Raw genomic sequence first — 20453 nt, 5'->3', positions numbered from 1 at the left:
CGCCGGCCCCTCATGCCAGCTCCACCTCGCGTCGCCGCAGGAACACCGCCCCCACGGCGGAGACGGTGACGAGCAGGATGAACATCAGCACGGCGATGGCCGAGCCGATCCCGATGTCCTGCAACCCGGTGTCCACCTCGCCGAAGGCCATCCGGTAGAAGAACAAGCTCAACACGTCCGTGGATCGGTTCGGGCCCCCGGAGACGCCCTGCACCACATAGGGCAGCTCGAACCAGTTGAAGGACCCGATGAAGGTGAGCAGGACGATGATCGTCACCTGCGGGGCCAGCAGGGGGAAGATGACGTGGCGCGTCACGGCCCACTCGCCGGCCCCGTCGATGCGCGCCGCCTCGAGGTACTCCTCCGGGATGGCGTTGATCCCGGCCAGGAAGACGATGGTGGGGAACCCCAGCCAGCGCCAGGCGTTGATCAGGATCAACGTCAGCAGCGCGGTCTGCGGGTCGCCGAGCCAGGGGCGGGCCAGGGCGCCCAGGTGCGCCGCCGCCAGCAGCCGGTTGACCAGGCCGAAGACCGGGTTCAGGAACAGCGCCCACAGGAACCCGACGATGACCAGCGAGAGCGTGACGGGCAGGAAGAAGATCACACGGTAGACTCTGGCGCCCCACGGGCCCCGGGCCAGGAGCAGGGCCAGGGCGAGGGCCACCACGTTCTGGATCAGCATCGTCACGACGAAAACCACGGTGTTGTGCCAGAAGGCGTTGACCAGCAGGCCGGCATAGGGATAGGTGGCAAAGAGCCGGACGAAGTTGTGCAGGCCGACGAAGCCCCGCCGGCCGATCCCCTCCCAGCCGTAGAGGCTGAAGGCCAGAGCGGAGAGGATCGGGTAGGTGATGAAGACGGCGAACAGGACGGTGGCCGGGGCCAGAAAGAAGACCAGCCACAGCCGCCGTCCCGTCCGCAGACTCAGCCCGCGGCGCCGTCTAGCGCCCGCGGAAGGGGTCGAACCAGACACTGAGCCCTCGGGTGACCTCCTCGCCCACCTGCTCCGGGGTCTTCGTCCCGGCCATCATCGCCTGCAGCCCGCTCTGCAGCAGGGTGGAGCCCGTCGGCGCCTGCCAGCGGAATCCCACCAGCATGATGTAGGGCGTGGCCTTCCGGTTCAGCTCCTGCACGCGCTTGAGCACCGGATCCTTGATCACCACGCCGGGCACCGCGGAGTTCTGCGCCAGGAGGTCGGTGAACATCTGGCCGAACTCCCGGGTGGCGGTGAAGCGGATGAACTTCAGGGCCGCCTCCATGTAGGGCGTCTTGGCGTTGATCCCGTAGTTCCCGTCGTTGAAGGACGACACCCAGGGCGTCTGTCCCGCCTTCAGCGGAGGCGCGGCGAAGACGTCGAACTCGAGATTCTTGTTCTGGGCGCGGAAGAAGCCGATCTCCCACGACCCGCCGATGAACATCGCCGCCTGCTCGTTGATGAACAACTGCTGCATCGTGGCGTAGTCCACGCCCATGAAGTTGGGGTGCATGTAGGGGCGCAGTTCCAGCAGCCGGGCCAGGGCGCCCGTGAAGGCCGGATCCTTGAAGGAGGTCTGCCCCCGCGTCACCGCGTCGAAGAAGGCGGTGCCGCCGTAGAAGTTGGGCGCGATCACCCCGGCCATGACCTCCAGGGTCCAGCCGTCCTTCCCGCCGTTGGCCAGGGGCAGGACGCCCTGGTCCTTCAGGGTCTTCATCAGCGCCAGGAACTCATCCCAGGTCCTGGGCACGGTCAGGTTGTGCCGGGCGAAGATCTTCTTGTTGTAGTAGATGACCAGCGTCTGGCTGGCGAAGGGGACGCCGTAGATCTTCCCGTCCTTGCGCCCCCGGGCGCCTTCCAGGATCGTCCGGGAGAAGGTCCGGAGTTCCGGCACCGTCTCGAAATCCAGCGGCGCGATGAACCCGGGCGCCGTGAAGGTCTCCAGGCCCCCGTAGGCCCGCAGGTGGATGATGTCCGGCCCCTTGCCCGCAGTCAGCGCCGAGGAGAGAATGGTATTGTACTCGGTCTGCTTGAAGGGAATGAACTCCACCGTGATGCCGGGGTTCTTCTGCTGAAACACCCGGATCATCCGGTCGTAGGCCCATTTGTCCTCAACCCGCCAGCTCCAGAAGGTGAGCTTCACCGCGCCCTGCCCGCTCGCCGTCCCGGGGAAGAGCGCGGCCACCAGGAGCAGCACCACCAGCCCCACCAGCCATCGCCGACCCACCGTCTTCCACCTCCCGGCTCCGAGTCGCGGGGAAATCGATTACCACCTTCGCCCCGCCGGGCAACGCGTCCTGTGCCCTTCGCTCCGGCGGCGGCCGGGTGCGGCCTGGGCCGGTCGGGCGCCGACTTGTTAAAATACGGCAAAGATGCCTGAGACCGGGGGAGCCCCGTGGCCGCCTTCGCCGCCGCCTTCGTCCGCGGGATCGACGCCAACCGCACCCTCAAGGACGAACTGACCGCGGCCATCCAGAGCCAGTCCCAGCGGCGCCGCATCTCCGTCACCGACCTCGTCAACCCCCGGCAGGCCTACTTCCGATGGACGCGGACCGACATCCGCCCCTCCCCCGACCGCGCCCAGCTCATGCTGGCCGGCATCGGATTCCACGAGCTCTTCGGCCGCGCCGTCTCCACCGAGGAATTCGTGGAACAGTTCGTCGAGTATGAGGGGATCGTCGGCAAGATCGATATCTACGAACAGGTCCCCGTCGAACTGAAGACGACCGGGGCACTCCCCGAGACGCCGCAGGCGGCGCGTCCCGCGCACCTCGATCAGCTGGGCATGTACTGCACGATGACGGGGGCCTCCTCGGGCTGGCTGCTCCTCTACCGCCGCGGGCAGATCGGCCGGCCGGGCGCCTTCCGCGCCTTCCGGGTCCAGTACACCGCATCCGACGCCGTCCGCAGCGAGATGCTGCGCCGGCGCGACCTGCTGCGCGAGGCCCTCGACCGCGGCGATCCGACGCAACTCCCCCAGTGCGAATGGTTCGGCCGCGACTGCGACTACGCGGAGATCTGCGGCTGCGAGACGGCTCCGCCGGCCGCCCGCGTCGTCCCGCCCGACGGGTACCGCATCGAGCGGGACGAGGCGCTGGAAGGCGCCCTGCTGGCGCAGCTCTCCGCGCCCGACCCGCCGCCCCGGGGATACCGGCTGAACGACCTGGTCTTCCCCCGGAAGTCGGCATACGAACGTCAGACGCCGGCCGAGGAGGACGAACCCGACGGCGCCGTGGAGGCGCGGCTGCAGGAGCTGGAGCGCGCCGGCTTCCGCGGCACGCTGTACAAGGCGCTGCGCTTCGGGATCCCCGGCGCCTTCAAGAACCGGCCGGTCCGGTTGCGGACGCTGAGCGACCGCGTCGGTATGTTCCGCGACGTGCCGACCTTGCTGCGCGTCACGAAGTTCCGCGAGATGGTCGAGCGCGGCTACCTGCCCCAGGCCTTCGGCCACTACTTCGACCGCCTGGCCTTCGAGTGCGCCCTGACCGGGCGCGAGCGGGGCCGGCTGGTGCTGTACTACGAGCTCCTCGGCGACAAGTTCATGGTCTACGAGGTGGGCTTCAGGGATCTGCCCGTCATCGCGGCGGAGGCCGACCGCCGCCTGGCGCTGCTGGAGTCCAACGCCTCACCCCAGGACCTTCCGCCCTGCCCCTCCTGGATGTTCAGGCTCTGCCGCTTCAAGGACCGCTGCGGCTGCGGCGACGCGGCCTGAGGCTGGAGGGAGGCGAGGGATGCCGGTCTCGATCACGGTCTACGACGGCGCCGCCACCATCGGCGGGAACAAAATTCTCCTGGAGGACGGCGGCACGGCCCTCTTCCTGGATTTCGGCACCCCCTTCCACACCCGCGCCCTGTACTACGAGGAGTTTCTGGCCCCGCGGTCGCGCACGGGGCTGCTGGACCTCATCCACATGGGCCTGCTGCCGCCCCTGCGCGGGATTTACCGCTCCGACCTGGAAGACGCCGGCGGGCGGGCCTGGGAGCGCGCGCAGCGGTCCCCGTACTACCGCGAATGCCGCGCCGACGCCGTGCTCCTCTCCCACGCCCATCTGGACCACTGCGGATACATCTCCTTCCTCGATACGGCGATTCCCGTGGTCAGCACGGGTATGACGGCGTACCTGGCCAAGGCGATCCAGGACTGCGGGGCGCACCAGTTCGAAGGGGAGCTGTGTTACACCGTCCCCAGGGTGGCCGGCGACGAGGGCGCCATCGGCGCCGGCGACCCCAGGGCCTTCCCCTATCAGCGGCGCACCTACCTGATCGCCGACGGGGTGCGCCCCGATCCCGAAGACTTCTGGAACCTCTCCCCGGCCGCGCCCCGGGGCCGCTACTTTCCCCCGCAGACCCTCCGCACCGTGGACCGCATCGGCGGGTGCGCCGTGCGCTTCCTGCCCGTGGACCATTCCATCTATGGCGCGGCCGCCATCGCCGTGGAGACCTCGGCGGGCTGGGTGGTCTACACCGGCGACCTGCGCCGGCACGGAGGCCGGCGGGAACTCACCGACCGCTTCGTCACGGAAGCGGCCGCGCTCCGGCCCGCGGCTCTGGTGAGCGAAGGGACCAACTTCGGCCAAGAGCCGGGCGCCAGCGAGGACCAGGTGCGCGAGGCGTGTCTGGCCGCGGTGCGCGAAGCGGCGGGACAATTCGTCGTCGCCGACTTCGGGCCGCGCAACGTCGAGCGGCTGCTGACCTTCCTGGAGATCGCCCGCCGCACCGGCCGGCGCCTGGCCGTCACCGACCGGGACGCCTACCTGCTGACGGCGATGCACGCCGTCGATCCCTCCATCCCGACGCCGAAGAGCGACCGGCACCTCGTCGTCTACCGTCGGGCGCTGCTCAAGCCCGCGCCGTGGGTGGAGCGGGTGCGGGAGTGGTATCCGGAGCAGGTGGACGCCGCCGTCGTCGGCGCCGCGCCCGGGGAGTTCATCTGCTGCTTCTCCTTCTTCGACGTGGCCGAACTGGTGGACATCGACCCCCGGGGCGGGCGGTGGATCTACTCTGCGAGCGAGCCCCACGACGAGGAGCAGCAGTTCGAACTGCAGCGGCTGCGGAACTGGATCGACCGCTTCCACCTGACGCCCGTCGGCCTGGCCGAGGGCGCCTCCCCCTTCCACGCCTCCGGCCACATCAGCGGCCGGGAGCTGCGGGAGCTGATCTACGAGATCGCGCCGGCCCGCGTCATCCCCGTCCACACCGAGGTCCCCCGGCGCTTCGCCGAGACGCTGCTGGGGGACATGGAGGTCTTCCTGCCGGAGATCGGCGTTCCCATCACCGTCGGCTGACGCGGCGAGAGGACATCTCGTCCCGACCGTCTGCCGTCATCCGACGGACTGCCCGGCAGGAGGGCCCCGCCGATCCGGCCAACACTGTACACGGCAGCACCCTCCTCACCGGTTGCACACGGAGGGGGAGTGGGATGGACGCTCTGATCCTCGCCCGCTGGCAGTTCGCCCTGACCACGATCTTCCACTTCTTCTTCGTCCCCCTCACCATCGGCCTCTCCTTCCTCGTCGCGCTGATGGAAACGATCTACGTCCGCACCGGCCAGCAGGTGTACAAAGAGATGACGAAGTTCTGGGGGAAGCTCCTCCTCATCAACTTCGCCATGGGTGTGGTTACGGGCATTGTGCAGGAGTTCCAGTTCGGAATGAACTGGTCCGAATACTCACGGTTCGTCGGCGACGTCTTCGGGGCGCCGCTGGCCGTGGAAGCCCTGCTGGCCTTCTACCTGGAGTCCACCTTCCTGGGGGTGTGGCTGTTCGGCTGGGAGACGCTGTCCAGGCGGCTGCACCTCCTGATGATCTGGCTGGTGGCGCTGGCCACGACGATCTCGGCCACCTGGATCCTCGCCGCCAACTCCTTCATGCAGGAACCGGTGGGGTTCATCGTGCGCGGGGGGCGCGCCGAGATGACCGATTTCTTCGCCTTGATCCTCAACCCCCACCTCTGGGTGCAGTTTCCCCACACCGTAGCCGCCGCCTTCACCACCGCCGCCTTCTTCGTCCTGGGGATCAGCGCCTATCACCTGGCGCGGCAGTTCCATGTGGAGCTGTTCCGCCGTTCCTTCCAGATCGCCGGCATCGTCGCGCTGATGGCCATCGGCCTGACCATCTTCTACGGGCACCGGCAGGCGCGGTACAAAGCCGTCGTCCAGCCGATGAAGATTGCCGCGGTGGAAGGGCTGTTCGAATCCGAGAACCCCGCCTCCTTCTCCCTCCTCACCATCGGCGATCTGCGCCAGCGGCGCGAGGTGTTCGCCATCCGCATTCCCCGCCTGTTGAGCCTACTAGCCTACAACCAGCTCACGGGCGAAGTCAAGGGCATGAACGACCTGCAGGCCGAGTCCCGGGCCCGGTACGGTCCCGGAAACTACATCCCGCCCCCCGTCCTCATGTACTGGAGCTTCCGGGCCATGGTCGGCGCCGGGTTCGTGCTGCTGGCCCTGGCGGTGTATGCCATTTTCCAGGTCATGGCGGAGCAACTCACCTTCAGCCGGCGCGCCGGGGCGGTTTTCGCCTGGGCGATCGTCCTGCCCTACCTGGCGAACACGGCGGGGTGGATCGTCGCCGAAGTCGGGCGGCAGCCCTGGATCGTCCAGGGGCTGCTGAAGACCGAGGCCGGCCTGTCCCCCAACGTCTCCGCCGCCTCGGTCCTGCTCTCGCTGGTGGGCTTCACGGCCCTCTACACCCTGCTGACCGTCGTGACCGCCTACCTGCTGATCCGGTTCGCCCGGCAGGGCACCGTCGCGGCGACGATCGAGGAGTGGCCGGCGACGGCGTCGGCGCAACTGTGAGGCGCGGGAGAGAAGGCGATGGACCTGAACACGCTGTGGTTCGTCCTGATCGGAGTCCTCTACACGGGGTTCTTCCTGCTCGAGGGCTTCGATTACGGGGTGGGGATGCTGCTGCCGTTCCTCGGCCGCACCGACCTCCAGCGCCGGGCGATCATCAACACCATTGGCCCGTTCTGGGACGGCAACGAGGTGTGGTTGATCACCGCGGGCGGCGCCACCTTCGCCGCCTTCCCCCACTGGTATGCGACGCTGTTCAGCGGCTTCTACCTGCCCCTCTTCGTCGTGCTGCTGGCGCTGATCGTGCGCGGCGTGGCCTTCGAGTTCCGCAGCAAGCGCCGCGATCCCCGCTGGCGCGCGGTGTGGGACTGGTGCCTGTTCGCCGGAAGCCTCCTGCCGGCGCTGGTGTTCGGCGTGGCCTTCGCCAACATGGTACGGGGGGTGCCCATCGATGACCGGATGACCTACGTGGGCGGGGTCCTCACCCTCCTCAACCCCTATGCGCTTCTGGGAGGGCTGGCGCTGCTGGCCGTCTTCACCCTGTACGGGGCGATCTTCCTCAGCCTGCGGACGACCGGCGAGCTGCAGGACCGGGCCCGGGCTACGGCCCGGCGGCTGTGGGCTCCCACCGTGTTCATCGCCCTGGCGTTCACGGTCGCCACCTATGGCGCCACCGACATCCTGGCCAGGCTCGGCGTCAGCCCCGGGCCCGTCCCGGTCGGCGCCGCGGCCGCCCTCCTGTTCACCGGAGCGCTGGTCAGCCGGCGGCGCGACGGCTGGGCCTTCGTCACGACGGCGCTGGCCATCCTCCTGACCTCGACCACCTTCTTCATGATTCTCTATCCGCGCGTGATGGTCTCCAGCCTGAACCCGGCGTGGAGCCTGACCATCTACAGCGCCGCCTCGTCCGCCTACACGCTGAAGGTGATGACGATCGTGGCCCTGATCTTCACCCCCATCGTCCTCCTGTACCAGGGCTGGACCTACTGGGTCTTCCGCAGGCGCGTCGAGGCCAAAGCAGAGACCCTGACCTACTGACCTCCGTGGCCGCCCCGGCGCTGTGGCGACAGGCGCGGATGCGGGATCTCGCGCTGGCCATCGCCCCGGGCGTCGGAACGGCCGTGCTCGTCGTCCTGCAGGCATCCCTCCTCAGCGGCGTCATCGCCGGTGTGTTCCTCGACGGCCGCCGCCTCCCCACCCTGATTCCCGCGCTGGCCGCCCTGCTGGCGGTCATCGTGGCCCGGGCGACCCTGGTCTGGGCGGGAGAGGTCGCCGCCGCCGGCGTCGCCCTGCGGGTGAAAACCGACCTCTGCGAGCGGCTCTGTGCCCACCTGTTCGCCCTCGGCCCGGCCTACACGCGCGGTGAGCGGACGGGCGAACTGGCCGCGGCGGCGGTCGAGGGCATCGAGGCCCTGGACGCCTACTTCCGCCACTACCTCCCCCAGGTTGCCCTCGCCGCGCTGATCCCGGCGACCCTCCTGGCCTTCATCGCCCCGGCCGATCCGCTCTCCGCGCTGCTCCTGCTGCTGACCGCCCCCTGCATTCCCATCCTGGCCCTCCTCATCGGCCGCGCCGCCCAGGCCCTGACCCGGCGACGGTGGGAGCTGCTCGGCCTGCTCGGCGCCCACTTCCTCGATGTCCTCTCGGGGCTGACCACGTTGAAGATCTTCGGCCGGAGCCGCCGGCAGGCCCGCACCATCGCCGAGATGAGCGAGCGCTTCCGCGCCGTGACCCTGGAGGTCCTGCGCGTCGCCTTCCTCTCCGCGCTGGTGCTGGAGATCATCGCCATGATCAGCACCGCGATCGTGGCCGTGACGGTGGGGCTGAAGCTGCTGTACGGCCGGATGACGTTCGAGACGGCGCTCTTCATCCTGATCCTGGCGCCGGAGTTCTACCTGCCGCTGCGGCTGCTCGGCGGGCGGTTTCACGCCGGCGCCGCGGCCGTCGCCGCCGCGGGGAGAATCCTGGAGATCCTGAACACCCCGGCGCCGTTTCCTCCTGCCGGTGCGCGCCCTGCCGCGGACGAGAGACGGGCCGACGACCCCGGGGTTGACGACCTGCGGTTTGACGGTGTCGGCGTCGTCTATAGCGACGGACGGCGGGCCCTGGCCGACGTCTCCTTTGTGATCCCGCAGGGGCGGACGGTCGCCCTGGTGGGGAGGAGCGGGGCCGGCAAGAGCACCATCGCCCACCTGCTGTTGCGCTTCCTCGAGCCTACCGAGGGACGGATCCTGGTCGGAGAGCGCCCCCTGAATGCCTGGCCGGCCGCGGCCTGGCGGACCCGGATCGCCTGGGTGCCGCAGAGCCCTTCCCTGTTCCACGACACGCTGCTGGCCAACATCCGTCTGGCCCGTCCGGACGCTTCCCGGGAAGAGGTGGAGCGGGCGGCGCGCGCCGCCCACCTCGATGCCGTGGTCGCCGCACTGCCGCAGGGCTACGAGACGGTCATCGGCGAACACGGGATGCGGCTCAGCGGCGGGGAAGCCCAGCGCGTCGCCCTGGCGCGGGCGTTTCTGAAGGACGCGCCGCTCGTCATCCTCGACGAGCCCACGTCTTCTCTGGACCCCGACCTGGAAGCCGCCCTGCAGGACTCCGTGGCCCGTCTGATGCAGGGTCGCACCACGGTGCTCATCGCCCACCGCCTGCACACCCTGCAGCACGCCGACCGGATCATCGTGTTGGACCGGGGCCGCGTGGTCGAGGCCGGCACCCACCGGGAGCTGATGGGGCGGGAGGGTCTCTACCGCCGGCTGGTCGAGATCGGGTGGCGGGATGCCGTCGCCGCGGGAGGCGACCCGTGAGGATCCGGCGGTTGCTACGGCTCCTCGGGCCCTTCGCCCCGCAGATGGCCGTGGTCGTGCTCCTGGGCGCGGCCACGGTCCTCAGCGGGATCGGACTGCTGGCCGCCTCGGCCTATCTCATCGCCCTGGCCGCGCTCCATCCCCCGGTGGCGGCGCTGCAGCTGCCGGTCGTCGGGGTCCGCGCCTTCGGCATCACCCGCGGCGTCTTCCGGTACCTGGAGCGGTACGTCTCCCACGCGGTGACCTTCCGGATCCTGGGACGTCTGCGGGTCTGGTTCTACGAGCAGGTCGAGCCCCTCGCCCCGGCCCGGTTGATGGCACACCGGGGCGCCGACGTCCTGAACCGGTGGGTCGCCGACATCGAAGAGCTCGAGCACCTCTTCCTCCGCGTGATTGCCCCGCCCGCCGTGGCCGCGGTCGTCACGCTGGCCGTCGCCCTCTTCCTGGCGCGCCTCGACGGCCGCCTGGCGCTCATCCTCGTCGTCTTCCTGCTCCTGGTCGGCGGAGGTGTGACGGCGTGGACCTACGGGGCGAGCCGATCCTCCGGGATCCGGCAGGTGCGGGCCCGATCCGCGCTGAGGGTCGCCGTGGTCGATGCGGTGGCGGGGATGCCGGATATCGTCGCCGCCGGCCGGGAGGTCGGCTGGCTGGAGCGGATCCGCGCCGCCGGTCGCGCGCTGGCAGGGGCGCAGGATGCCGCGGCGCGCACCGGGGCCTGGCAGGAGGCGTGGACCGGCCTGCTGGCGCACCTGGGGATGTGGGCGGTGCTGGTGCTGGCCGTGGCCCTGGTTGATGCCGGGAGGATACCTCCCCTCCTTCTGGCCGCGATCGTCCTCGCCGCGCTAACCAGCTTTGAGGCCGTGGCTCCGCTTCCCCAGGCCGGGCGGGCGCTCCCGGCCGCGATGGAAGCGGCGCAGCGGGTCGTCGGCATCGTCGACGTCTCCCCCGCCGTCGCCGATCCGCCCGCAGGGGCGGCGGCCGCGCTGTCGGGATCCCCGGGCCCTGTGTCCCTCCGGGTGCGCGAGCTGTGCTTCCGCTACGCGCCGACCGGTCCCTGGGTGCTGGACGGCGTCTCCTTCTCCCTGGAAACGGGCCAGTGTCTGGCCGTGGTGGGACCCAGCGGGGCGGGAAAGTCCACCCTGGGCCATCTGCTGCTGCGCTTCTGGGACTACGAGCGCGGCTCCATCCTGCTGAACGGCGCCGAGCTGCGGTCCTGCAGCGGAGAGGACGTGCGCCGCCTCCTGGCCGTGGTCCCTCAGCGCACGCATCTGTTCAACGCCACGATCCGCGAGAACCTCCTCCTGGCGAAGCCCGAGGCCACGGACGAGGAGGTGATGCGGGCTGCGGAGGCGGCCGGGATCGATGCCTTCATCCGGTCGCTGCCGCAGGGCTACGAGACCCGGGTGGGCGAGTTCGGGATGGCCCTGAGCGGCGGTGAGCGCCGGCGCCTCGCCCTCGCCCGGGCGCTCCTCCGAGACGCGCCGCTGCTGCTCTTGGACGAGCCGACCGCGCACCTCGATCCGGCCACGGAGGAGCAGATCCTGCAGGCGCTGCGCCGCATCGGCAGAGGACGCGCTCTGCTGCTCATCACCCACCGGCTGGTGGGCATGGAGGCGATGGATGAAATCCTCGTCCTCGACCGGGGGCGCATCGTCGAGCGCGGGCGTCACGCCGACCTGTTGGCCCGGAGCGGGCTCTACCGCCGGATGTGGGACCTGCAGCACCGCCTGCTGCTTCCGGCGCCCACGGCCTAGCGGGCCGGATGGATACGCGGCCGGCAGGAACGCCGGCGGCCCGGCGTTCGCCCGACGCTCACCTCACCGGATCTGTCCTCGGATCTCCCCGCCGGGGAACTGGCTCGTATGGACGTTGACATAGGCGTTCCCGGCGCGCAGCGCGCCGATCAGGGCGCCCATGTCCCTGCCCTGCAGCGGCCCCACCAGATTCGCCGCCGTGATGGTGCCCGTCTGCAGAATTCCGCTGGAAAGACCGGGAATCAGCACAGGCGGCGGCGACGGCGGATACAGCCAGACGGCGACCGGCCCGTTCTGGCCTGTCGGGGCGATGTGGATGTGGGCCATGAGGACATTCTGGATGTTCTGGACCTCGAGGCGGTAGAACAGCCTCGTTTGATCTGCGTTGAGCTGAAACACGGCCAGCCCCGTCGCCGCCGTGCTGACGACGGGCACCTGCTCCTGCCCCGAGAGCCGCGCCGTGAACCCGGTGCTCTGGGCGCGGGCGGGAGTCAGGGTGCCGGCCGTCACGGCCAGGAACACTGCGGCCATCAGGGATCTCCTCATCGCCCACCTCCACGGGAACGCAACGGTCACTCCGTAAAGCAGAGCAAGGAAGTGTAACACAGGCGTCACGCGCCACTCGGTCGCAGGCGGCGTCTCGATGCGCAGCAGACCGGCGGTGCGGAGACCTTCCGGATCTTCTGGACCTCGACGCGGTTTCAGAATCGGCTGAGGCGAAACGGCTCGAGGGGAACTGCCGGCGGCCGGCTCTCGGCCAGGTCCGCCACCAGCCGCCCCGTGATCGGCGACAGCGTGAACCCCAGCGTCCCGTGGCCGGCGGCCACGATGAGCCCGTCCGCCCCAGGCACCCGGTCGATCACCGGCAATCCGTCCGCGACGAGCGGCCGGTACCCCATCCAGGCGTCGCCCCGCTCCGCCGCCGGCGGCTCCGCCAGCGCCTCCTGCGCCGCGCGCACCACGGCGCGATAGCGCCGCTCGTTGATCCCCGGCCGGTACCCGACCAGCTCGAGGGTCCCGCCGATGCGCAGACGATCCCCAAGCGGCGTGACGGCCACGCGCCGCTCGTCGATGAAGATCGGCACGGCGGGCGCGCGGTCGTAGCCGGAGATGGTGCAGCTGTATCCTTTGGCCGGCTGCAGCGGGAGGCGCACGCCCAGGGGAGCGAGGAGCAGGGGCGTCCAGGCGCCGGCGGCGAGGACGACCAGATCGGCGGAGATCCTCCGCTCCGGCCCTTCGGCTGCGATCCCTTCGACCCTTCCTCCGCGCACCTGCACCCGCAACACCGCCGTACCGGTCAGGATCTGCGCCCCCCGGGCCAGCAGGCTGGCGGCGAGGGCCCGCACGTAGGCGTAACAGTCGCCGTGGGCGTCGCCCTCGACGAACAGGCCGCCGGCGATCCGCGGGCCGAGGGCCGGCTCGAAGGCCAGCGTCTCCTCGCGGGAGAGCACCCGGGCGCTGATGCCGGACCGCCGGAGATGCTCCAGCTCGTGCTGCGCGCGGGCGAAGCCGGCCTCGGTGAGGTAGACGTTCAGCGTCCCCCGGCGCCGGTAGCCGAACTCCAACCGCCAGGCCGTCGCCAGTTCGTCGAAGAGCCGCATGCTGGCCGCGGCGGCCCGCTGCAGCGCCTCGGTCCCCGCCCGCGCCGCCGCCGGGGAGCAGGCGCGGAGAAAGCGCCGGCTCCACCTCAGGAACTCCGGGTCGAGACGCGGCCGGACGTAGACCGGACTGTCCGGCCGCACGAGCCACCGCGCCGCCTGGGGGAGCACGCCGGGGGCGGGCAGCGGCGCGGCGTGACTGGGAACGATCAGGCAGGCGTTGGCGTAGGAACACCCCCGTCCCACCTCGTCGCGGTCCACGACCGTGACCCGCCACCCGGAGAGCTGCAGGTAGTGGGCCGCGGCGACACCGATCACGCCCCCGCCGACCACCACCGCCTGTCCGGCCACCGTTGTCATCCCCTTCTCATTGTTGGACGTTCCGCCTGTCCGACGTTCCGCAGCCCGGTTTGCCGGAGCGCCGTGCGCTTCCTGCCGCTTTTCATCCGCAGGGGTTCGGAGCCGGGTCGCGGAAGGCGGGAGTGTACACCCTGCCGATCCGATGAAAGCGGCCGTCCTGTACCGTCGCGGTCAGCCCCTCCGTCTGGTCGATCGCCCCAGGCCCAGGCCCCGGGGCCGACAGGTTCTGGTGCGCGTGCGCGGCGCCGGAGTGTGTCACAGCGACGTGCACATCGCCGACGGCACCTTCGAGGCCCGGCTGCCGCTGGTGCTCGGCCACGAGGTGGCCGGCGACGCGCCCGGGATCGGCCCGGTGCTCGTCTACGCCAGCTGGGGATGCCGCCGGTGCGCCTGGTGCCGGTCGGGGGAGGAGCAGCTTTGCCCCGACGGTGTGGATGCCGGCTGGACGGCGGACGGAGGATACGCGGAGTGGATGCTGGTCCCCTCGCGCCGGTACCTGATTCCCCTGGCCGACCTCGACCCCGTGCGCGCCGCGCCTTTAGCCGACGCCGGAGTCACCCCCTATCGGGCGGTGCGGCGGGTCCTGCCCTGGCTGCGGCGAGGCGGCCGCGCCGTCGTGATCGGAGCGGGCGGCCTCGGCCAGTTCGCCATCCAGTACCTCAAGCTGTTGACCGAGGCGCGCGTCGCCGCCGTGGACCGCCTGCCCGCCAAACTCACGCGCGCGCGGGCGCTGGGAGCCGACGACGCCCTGCTGCCGGAGGACGCCCGAACCCTGCCGCCGGCCCGCGCGGTGTTCGACTTCGTGGGATCGCGGCGGTCCCTGGCGCTGGGAGGGAAACTGGTCGACCGCGGCGGCATCCTCGTCCAGATCGGCGCCGCCGGCGGGAGGCTGCCCTTCGGCTTCGACCTGGTGCCGGGCGAGGCGTACCTCACGACCTCGGTCTGGGGATCGCTGGACGAGCTGCGCGCCGTGGTGGACCTGGCCCGCCGGGGCCGCATCACCTGGCACGTCGAAACGCTGCCGCTGGAGCGGGCCAACGAGGCCCTGCGCCGCGTCCGCCGCGGTCAGGTCCTGGGCAGGCTGGTGCTCACCCCGTAGGGATTCCCGATTCCCGTCCGCCCTGCTAGCCTTGGAAGAGGTAACCGAGACCCTGAACCAGGACGGTGAGGTGCGGCGATGGAAGTCTTCAGGCCCGAGGACGTCCCCGCGGAAGAACCGGAGCAGATGCCCGGGGTGAAGATCCGCTGGGTGATCGACCAGAAGCGCGGGGCACAGACCTTCAGCATGCGGGTCTTCGAAGTCGCCCCCGGCGCCAGCACCCCGCTGCACGAGCACTGGTACGAACAGGAGATGTACATGCTCGAAGGCCGCGGGGTCCTCGTCGGCGAGCAGGGAGAGCGGCCGCTGGAACCGGGCATGGTGATGTGGGTGGCGCCCTATGAGCGCCACGCGCTCCGGAACACCGGGACGACGCCGATGAAGTTCATCTGCTGCATCCCGCAGAAGAGACCGCAGGAGGACTAGCGGTGGCGGAGCACCATCACCGGCACGGCGGGCCCGACCACGGCCACACCCACGGGGTGATCGACCCCTCGATCGCCACCACCGCCCGCGGCATCCGGGCGATCACGTGGTCGTTTGCCGGCCTGATGGCCACGGCGCTTCTCCAAGTGGGCATCGTCTGGCTGTCCGGGAGCGTGGCCCTGCTCGCCGACACGATCCACAACCTCGGGGACGCGTCGACCGCCATCCCCTTGTGGATCGCCTTCAGGCTGACCCGCCTGCGGCCGACGAAGCGGTTCCCCTTCGGGCTGGGACGGGCCGAGGACCTGGCCGGCGTGGTCATCGTGCTGACGATCCTGTTCAGTGCGATCGTGGCCGGCTACGAGTCGGTCCAGCGCCTCCTCCACCCCCGGCAGGTGGAGTATCTCTGGGCCGTCGCCGCCGCCTCGATCGTCGGCTTCCTGGGGAACGAAGGCGTCGCCGTCTTCCGGATCCGGGTCGGCAGGGAGATCGGCAGCGCCGCGCTCATCGCCGACGGCTACCACGCCCGCGTGGACGGGTGGACCAGCCTGGCCGTGCTCGCCGGCGCGGTCGGGGTCTGGCTCGGCTACCCCCTGGCCGACCCGCTGGTGGGCCTCGGCATCACGCTGGCCATCCTGCGCATCGTCTGGCAGTCCGGCCGATCGGTCTTCACCCGGATGCTGGACGGCGTGGACCCCGAGGTGATCGACGAGATCCGCCACGCCGCCCACCACGTCACCGGGGTGCGCGAGGTGACCGACGTGCGCGCGCGCTGGATCGGCCACCGCCTCCACGCCGAGGTCAACGTCGCCGTCGCCCCGCAGCTCTCCGTGGCGGAGGGCCACGCCATCGCCAAGGAAGTCTACCACCAGCTCCTGCACCACCTGCAATACCTCTCCGGGGCCACGATCCACATCGACCCCGAGGGCGAGTCCGGGGAGCACCACCACCGCATCGCCGCCCACGCCCACGACGGGCTCCCCGTGCACTCGCACTGAGCGTCTTACATCCGCCGCGGAGCGCAGAACTGCCTCGACCCCAGAAGAGGAGCAACGCCGCCGATGCCGTCCTACACTGACGAAGACCGACGCCGCGCGGTGGAGGTGGCCCGGGGCCGGGCTCCGGCGGACCTCCTCATCACCAACATCCGGCTGGTGAACACGTTCACCGCCGAGATCTACCCTGCGCAGGTCGCCACCGCCGGCGCGCTGATCGCCGCCGTCCTCGGCCCGGACGCGAAGGTCCCGGCGCGTGAGGTCGTCGACGGCGGCGGAGCCTACGCCGTGCCGGGGTTCGTGGACAGCCACCTGCACATCGAGAGCAGCATGGTCCTCCCGCAGGCGTTCGCGGAGGCGGTCGTGCCCCGCGGCGTCCTCACCGTCATCGCCGATCCCCACGAGATCGCCAACGTGATGGGCCTGTCCGGCATCCGCCTGATGCTCGAGGCCGCCCGCGATCTGCCCCTCGACGTCTACTTCCAGGCGCCGTCCTGTGTGCCGGCCACCGCGCTGGAGACCGCGGGGGCGGAGATCGGGCCGAGGGAGATCAACGAACTGCTCTCCTGGCCTGAGGTCCTGGCCCTCGGTGAAGTGATGGACTTCAACGCCGTCGTCTCCCAGGACGGCCGCGCCGCCGCGGTCCTCGCGGAGGCGGTGCGTCGGGGCGCCGTGATCGAAGGCCATGCCCCCAACCTCACGGGCGGCGACCTCGCCGCCTACGTCGCCGCGGGAGTGACCTCCGACCACACCTTCGTCACCCCGGCCCTGGCCGCAGAGCGGCTGCGCGGCGGCGTCACCCTGCAGCTGCAACTGAAGAGCCTCGCCCCCGAGACCCTGCGTCAGGTCGCGGTCCTGGCCCGCAGCCTGAACCTCTGCCTGGTGACTGACGATGTCATGCCGGATGATCTGGTGACGACCGGCCACCTCGACCACATCTTCCGCACCGCGGTAAGCATGGGGTTGGACCCGGTGGAAGCGGTCCGCGCCGCCACCCTCGCCCCGGCCAGGCGGATGCGCCTGTTTGACCGCGGCGCCATCGCCCCCGGGCTGCTCGCGCACCTCGTGCTGACCCGCGACCTCCGCGACTTTCGCCCCGAGCTGGTCTTCCACGCCGGACGGCTCGTCGCGCGCCAGGGCGAACTCGTCACGCCGCTGCCCGACTACCGGCCGCCGCAGGACGCGCTCGCCACCGTGCGTATCGACGCGCCAGGGGTCGAGCGTTTCCGGATCCGCGCGCCGGGCCGTGCGTCGGATACGGCGACGGTGCGCGTCATCGCGATGCGGCCCGACTCCACCTACACCGCCGCCGAGACGGCGCGCCTGCCCGTGCGGGGCGACGTCCTGGACTGGACCTCCGGATACCTCTGCCTGGCCGCGGTCTTCGAGCGCCACGGCCGGGCCGGGACCAGCGGCTACGGGTTCGTCCGCGGAGCGCTGCGGCGCGGGGCCGTGGCGATGACGTGGGCCCACGACAGCCACAACCTGCTGGTGGTCGGCCGCACGCCAGAGGAGATGGCCCTGGCCGCCCGGTGGGTCGTCGCGCAGGGCGGGGGGATGGCGGCGGTGCAGGGCACCGAGGTGCTGGGCGGCGTCCGCCTGCCCGTGGCCGGGATCGTCTCCGACCGGCCGGTCCGCGAGGTGGCGCGAGACCTCGCCGGATTCCGCCGGGCCCTGGGGACCCTGGGGTTTGAACACCGTTCGCCGGTGATGGCCCTCGGCGTGCTTACCCTGCCGGTGAGTCCCGCGCTCAAACTCACCGACCGCGGCCTGGTGGACGTCGCGGCCGGAAAGATCGTGCCGCTGTTCGTCGAGCAGTAGGTTTCGTGGAGGAAGAGATGGAACAGCCGCAGCGTCACCTGCGCATCACGACCGGCGTCATGCCCCGCTTCTGCCTGATCCCCGGCGATCCCGCGCGGGCCGAGCGCATCGCGCAACGGTTCGACGGGGCCGAGGAAGTCCTCCGCAACCGCGAGTTTCTCGGCTTCCGCGGCACCGTGGAGGGCGTGCCGGTCGGGGTCTGCTCCACCGGTATCGGCGGCCCCTCCGCCTCGATCGCCGTCGAGGAGCTGGCCAACGTCGGCGTCGATACCTTCATCCGCGTGGGCTCGGCCGGCGGCCGCCAGGAGGCGATCCCGGTCGGCAGTTTGGTCGTGGCCACCGCGGTCCACCGGGGCGAGGGCACCTCGCTGGCCTACCTGCCCCCGGAGTTCCCCGCGGTCGCGAACCTCGAGGTCACCGCGGCCCTGATCGCCGGGGCGAAGGAGATGGGGATCGATCCCGCCGTGGGCATCGTCACCACCCGGGACGCCTTCTACCGCCGCGACCAATCCCTGGCCGAGCGGCTGTCCAGAGAGGGCGGCGTGGTCGCCGCGGAGCAGGAGTGCGCCACGGTCTTCATCGTGGCCACCGTCCGCCGGGTGCGCGCCGGCGCGGTGCTGGCCATCGACTCCAACATCTTCCTGCCGCGCCTGGATCCCGACGAGGCGCAGCGGCGCTTCCGCGAGGCCGAGCGCCGCGCGATCGATGTGGCGCTCCGCGCCGTCCTGCGGCTGGCCCGGGCGGGGGAGTGACAGGCGGCGGCTACCGGAACGCCGCGGCGCGCTCCGCCGCGAAGTGGCAGGCGGCGGTGTGGCCCCCGCCCACATCCACCACGGGCGGGAACTCCGTCCGACAGATCTCCCGGGCGACCGGGCACCGGGGGTGGAACGGGCAGCCCCCAGGCGGCCGTAGGGGCGAGGGGATGTCTCCGGGCAGGATGATCCGCTCCCGCTTCGTCTTCGGATCCGGCACCGGCGTGGCCGAGATCAGCGCCTCGGTGTAGGGATGCGCCGGCCGGCGGAAGACGTCGTCGGTGGGCCCCTGCTCCACGATCCGCCCCAAGTACATCACCCAGACCCGGTGGGCGATGCTGCGGACCACGGCCAGGTCGTGGCTGATGAAGAGGTAGGCGAGCCCCCGTTCCCGCTGCAGCCGCCGCATCAGGATCAGGATCTGCGCCCGCACCGACAGGTCGAGCGCCGAGACCGGCTCGTCGGCGACGATCGCCGCCGGGGAGGTGGCCAGCGCCCGCGCGATGTTCACCCGCTGGCGCTGGCCGCCGCTCAACTGGTGCGGGAACCGGTGGAGGAAAGCCCCCGCCGGCTGCAGGCCCACCTCCTCCAGCAGGCGGGCCGCCTCGCTCCGCCGGGCGCGCGGCGCGACGCCCGCGGCCTCCAGCCCCACCTCCACGGCGTGGGCCACGGTCTTGCGCGGATTGAGCGAGGCGGTGGAGTCCTGGAACACCGGCTGGACGGCGCGGCGGTAGGCGCGGAACTCCTCGCCGGACAGCGCCCGCAGCGGCCGGCCGCGGAACAGCACCTCGCCCGCGGTCGGCGGCTCGAGCCCGAGCAGCAGCCGTCCGGTGGTGGACTTCCCCGAGCCGCTCTCCCCGACGAGGGCGACGGTCTCCCCCTCGCCCACGTCGATCGTGACGTCCTCCACCGCGCGCACCCACGCCCGCGGGCCGAGCCACGTCCGACCCCAGGGGTAGTAGCGTCGCAGACCCAGCCCTTGAAGGAGCACGGGGGGCTCAGGCACTCCAGATCTGGACCCGCAGTCCGGGGATGCGCTGGAAGTCCCGGACATTCACGGTGGCGACCTGATAGTCGATGGCCAGGGCGGTCGCGCCGATGATCAGATCGTGCGCGCCGACAACCTCCCCGCGCGCCGCCAGATCAGCCCACAGCCGGGCATGCACACGGGCCGCTTCCAGTCCGAATTCAACGACGGGGAAGCGAGCCAGGATCGCCTCCACAAATCGCTCCCGCTGGATCCTGTGCTGTGAGGTCGTGGCGCGATGCACCCCCTGCAACAGCTCGGTGGCCGTGAGCGCGCTCAGGGCGACCGGCTCATGCTTGCCTTCCGTGAGGTGCCGGCTGATGGACAGGCGGCCTCGTTCAGCCGCGATGAAGACGCTCGAGTCGATCAGGATCCCCATGGCGGGGCCGGGATCGGGCCGGTGGCCGATCGGCCGGACTCAAGATCACGCGCGAAGCGGTCGGCATCCTCGGGGTCCAGGTGGGGCAGCCCCTCGAGAATCGCCGACAACTCCTCCAGGCGAACCTCCGCCGCCGCGTCCGTGGGCCTCAACTCCGCGACGGGCTTGCCCCCTTTGACCAGGATGAACCGCTCGCCCTTGAATCGCACTCGTCCCAGGATGTCGGAAAAATTCCTGACCGCTTCGGTAACCGTCAGTCTCCTCGTCAACTGGCCCTCCGGCACGTCGGTCTGATTATATGATTATCATATATCCCGGCGAGCTGCTCGCAAGACCGGTCACACGCGATCCCCCGCTCCCGGTCCGGAGTCGCGCAGCCAGCAGGCGGCCGTGTGGTCCCGCTCTACCTGAAAGGCCGGAGGGGTCTCCGTCCGGCACACCGGCATCGCGAACGGGCACCGCGGATGGAACCGGCACCCCGGCGGCGGATCGTGCAGGTCCGGCACCGCCCCCTCGATCGCCTTCGTGATCTCCTGCCTCTGCTGCACCGAGATGGCGCTGGCCAGCAGGCCCTGGGTGTAGGGGTGCGCCGGCGAGGCGAAGACGCGCTCGGCGGGGCCTGCCTCGACGATGCGGCCCGCGTACATCACCGCCACGATGTCGCACGTCTCCGC

General features: G+C 70.9%; 19 protein-coding genes. 11 read left to right on the top strand and 8 right to left on the bottom strand.

Annotation, left to right across the window (positions count from 1 at the left end; genetic code table 11):
* Positions 1-10 precede the first annotated feature (10 nt).
* On the bottom strand, positions 11-973 hold the full coding sequence (locus QN141_11810) for a sugar ABC transporter permease (protein ID MDR7559161.1): 963 nt from the start codon (positions 971-973) through the stop codon (positions 11-13).
* On the bottom strand, positions 942-2201 hold the full coding sequence (locus QN141_11805; GenBank protein MDR7559160.1) for an extracellular solute-binding protein: 1260 nt from the start codon (positions 2199-2201) through the stop codon (positions 942-944). The genes QN141_11810 and QN141_11805 overlap by 32 nt, the downstream gene beginning before the upstream one ends.
* A gap of 168 nt (positions 2202-2369) precedes the next feature.
* Here QN141_11805 and QN141_11800 point away from each other — a divergent pair, with 168 nt between their 5' ends.
* From QN141_11800 to cydC, 6 genes are all read left to right on the top strand, one after another.
* Positions 2370-3686 carry a hypothetical protein gene (locus QN141_11800; protein MDR7559159.1) on the top strand — a complete coding sequence of 439 codons (1317 nt, stop codon included), beginning with the start codon at positions 2370-2372 and terminating at the stop codon, positions 3684-3686.
* A 19-nt stretch (positions 3687-3705) separates the two neighbouring features.
* Positions 3706-5259: an MBL fold metallo-hydrolase RNA specificity domain-containing protein gene (locus QN141_11795; GenBank protein MDR7559158.1), complete on the top strand. Its 1554-nt coding sequence runs from the start codon at positions 3706-3708 to the stop codon at positions 5257-5259.
* A gap of 134 nt (positions 5260-5393) precedes the next feature.
* Positions 5394-6770, top strand: coding sequence for a cytochrome ubiquinol oxidase subunit I (locus QN141_11790; protein ID MDR7559157.1), 1377 nt, complete (start codon positions 5394-5396; stop codon positions 6768-6770).
* 18 nt (positions 6771-6788) lie between these two features.
* Positions 6789-7805, top strand: coding sequence for a cytochrome d ubiquinol oxidase subunit II (cydB, locus tag QN141_11785; protein MDR7559156.1), 1017 nt, complete (start codon positions 6789-6791; stop codon positions 7803-7805).
* A gap of 38 nt (positions 7806-7843) precedes the next feature.
* Positions 7844-9568: a thiol reductant ABC exporter subunit CydD gene (gene cydD, locus QN141_11780; GenBank protein ID MDR7559155.1), complete on the top strand. Its 1725-nt coding sequence runs from the start codon at positions 7844-7846 to the stop codon at positions 9566-9568.
* Positions 9565-11322, top strand: a complete 1758-nt coding sequence (gene cydC / locus QN141_11775; protein MDR7559154.1) for a thiol reductant ABC exporter subunit CydC — start codon at positions 9565-9567, stop codon at positions 11320-11322. Before cydD ends, cydC begins: the two co-directional genes overlap by 4 nt.
* A 63-nt stretch (positions 11323-11385) precedes the next feature.
* On the opposite strand, the gene QN141_11770 is transcribed toward cydC, so the two are convergent.
* Entirely contained in the window at positions 11386-11868 is a 483-nt protein-coding gene (locus QN141_11770) for a CHRD domain-containing protein (protein ID MDR7559153.1), read from the bottom strand.
* A gap of 155 nt (positions 11869-12023) precedes the next feature.
* Positions 12024-13280: an FAD-dependent oxidoreductase gene (locus QN141_11765; protein MDR7559152.1), complete on the bottom strand. Its 1257-nt coding sequence runs from the start codon at positions 13278-13280 to the stop codon at positions 12024-12026.
* 142 nt (positions 13281-13422) lie between these two features.
* On the opposite strand from QN141_11765, the gene QN141_11760 reads away from it, so the two are divergent.
* From QN141_11760 to QN141_11740, 5 genes are all read left to right on the top strand, one after another.
* Positions 13423-14379, top strand: coding sequence for an alcohol dehydrogenase catalytic domain-containing protein (locus tag QN141_11760; protein ID MDR7559151.1), 957 nt, complete (start codon positions 13423-13425; stop codon positions 14377-14379).
* A gap of 78 nt (positions 14380-14457) precedes the next feature.
* Positions 14458-14805: a cupin domain-containing protein gene (locus QN141_11755; GenBank protein MDR7559150.1), complete on the top strand. Its 348-nt coding sequence runs from the start codon at positions 14458-14460 to the stop codon at positions 14803-14805.
* A 2-nt stretch (positions 14806-14807) separates the two neighbouring features.
* Positions 14808-15803: a cation diffusion facilitator family transporter gene (locus tag QN141_11750; GenBank protein MDR7559149.1), complete on the top strand. Its 996-nt coding sequence runs from the start codon at positions 14808-14810 to the stop codon at positions 15801-15803.
* 63 nt (positions 15804-15866) lie between these two features.
* A complete protein-coding gene (locus QN141_11745; GenBank protein MDR7559148.1) occupies positions 15867-17621 on the top strand; it encodes an adenine deaminase C-terminal domain-containing protein in 1755 nt (584 codons plus the stop codon).
* 17 nt (positions 17622-17638) lie between these two features.
* Entirely contained in the window at positions 17639-18373 is a 735-nt protein-coding gene (locus QN141_11740) for a nucleoside phosphorylase (protein ID MDR7559147.1), read from the top strand.
* A gap of 10 nt (positions 18374-18383) precedes the next feature.
* On the opposite strand, the gene QN141_11735 is transcribed toward QN141_11740, so the two are convergent.
* The 4 genes from QN141_11735 to QN141_11720 all read right to left on the bottom strand — a co-directional run.
* Positions 18384-19364 carry an ABC transporter ATP-binding protein gene (locus QN141_11735; protein MDR7559146.1) on the bottom strand — a complete coding sequence of 327 codons (981 nt, stop codon included), beginning with the start codon at positions 19362-19364 and terminating at the stop codon, positions 18384-18386.
* A 7-nt stretch (positions 19365-19371) separates the two neighbouring features.
* Positions 19372-19779, bottom strand: coding sequence for a type II toxin-antitoxin system VapC family toxin (locus QN141_11730; protein MDR7559145.1), 408 nt, complete (start codon positions 19777-19779; stop codon positions 19372-19374).
* A complete protein-coding gene (locus QN141_11725; protein MDR7559144.1) occupies positions 19767-20048 on the bottom strand; it encodes an antitoxin in 282 nt (93 codons plus the stop codon). The genes QN141_11730 and QN141_11725 overlap by 13 nt, the downstream gene beginning before the upstream one ends.
* Positions 20049-20117: 69 nt before the next feature.
* A partial coding sequence (locus QN141_11720) for an ABC transporter ATP-binding protein (protein ID MDR7559143.1) occupies positions 20118-20453 on the bottom strand: 336 nt, incomplete at its 5' end.

The sequence above is a fragment of the Armatimonadota bacterium genome (genome assembly GCA_031459765.1).
Taxonomy (GTDB): Bacteria; Sysuimicrobiota; Sysuimicrobiia; order Sysuimicrobiales; family Kaftiobacteriaceae; genus Kaftiobacterium; species Kaftiobacterium secundum.
Note: the sequence above shows the minus strand (reverse complement) of the source record. Positions and strands in the feature narration are given on the sequence as shown.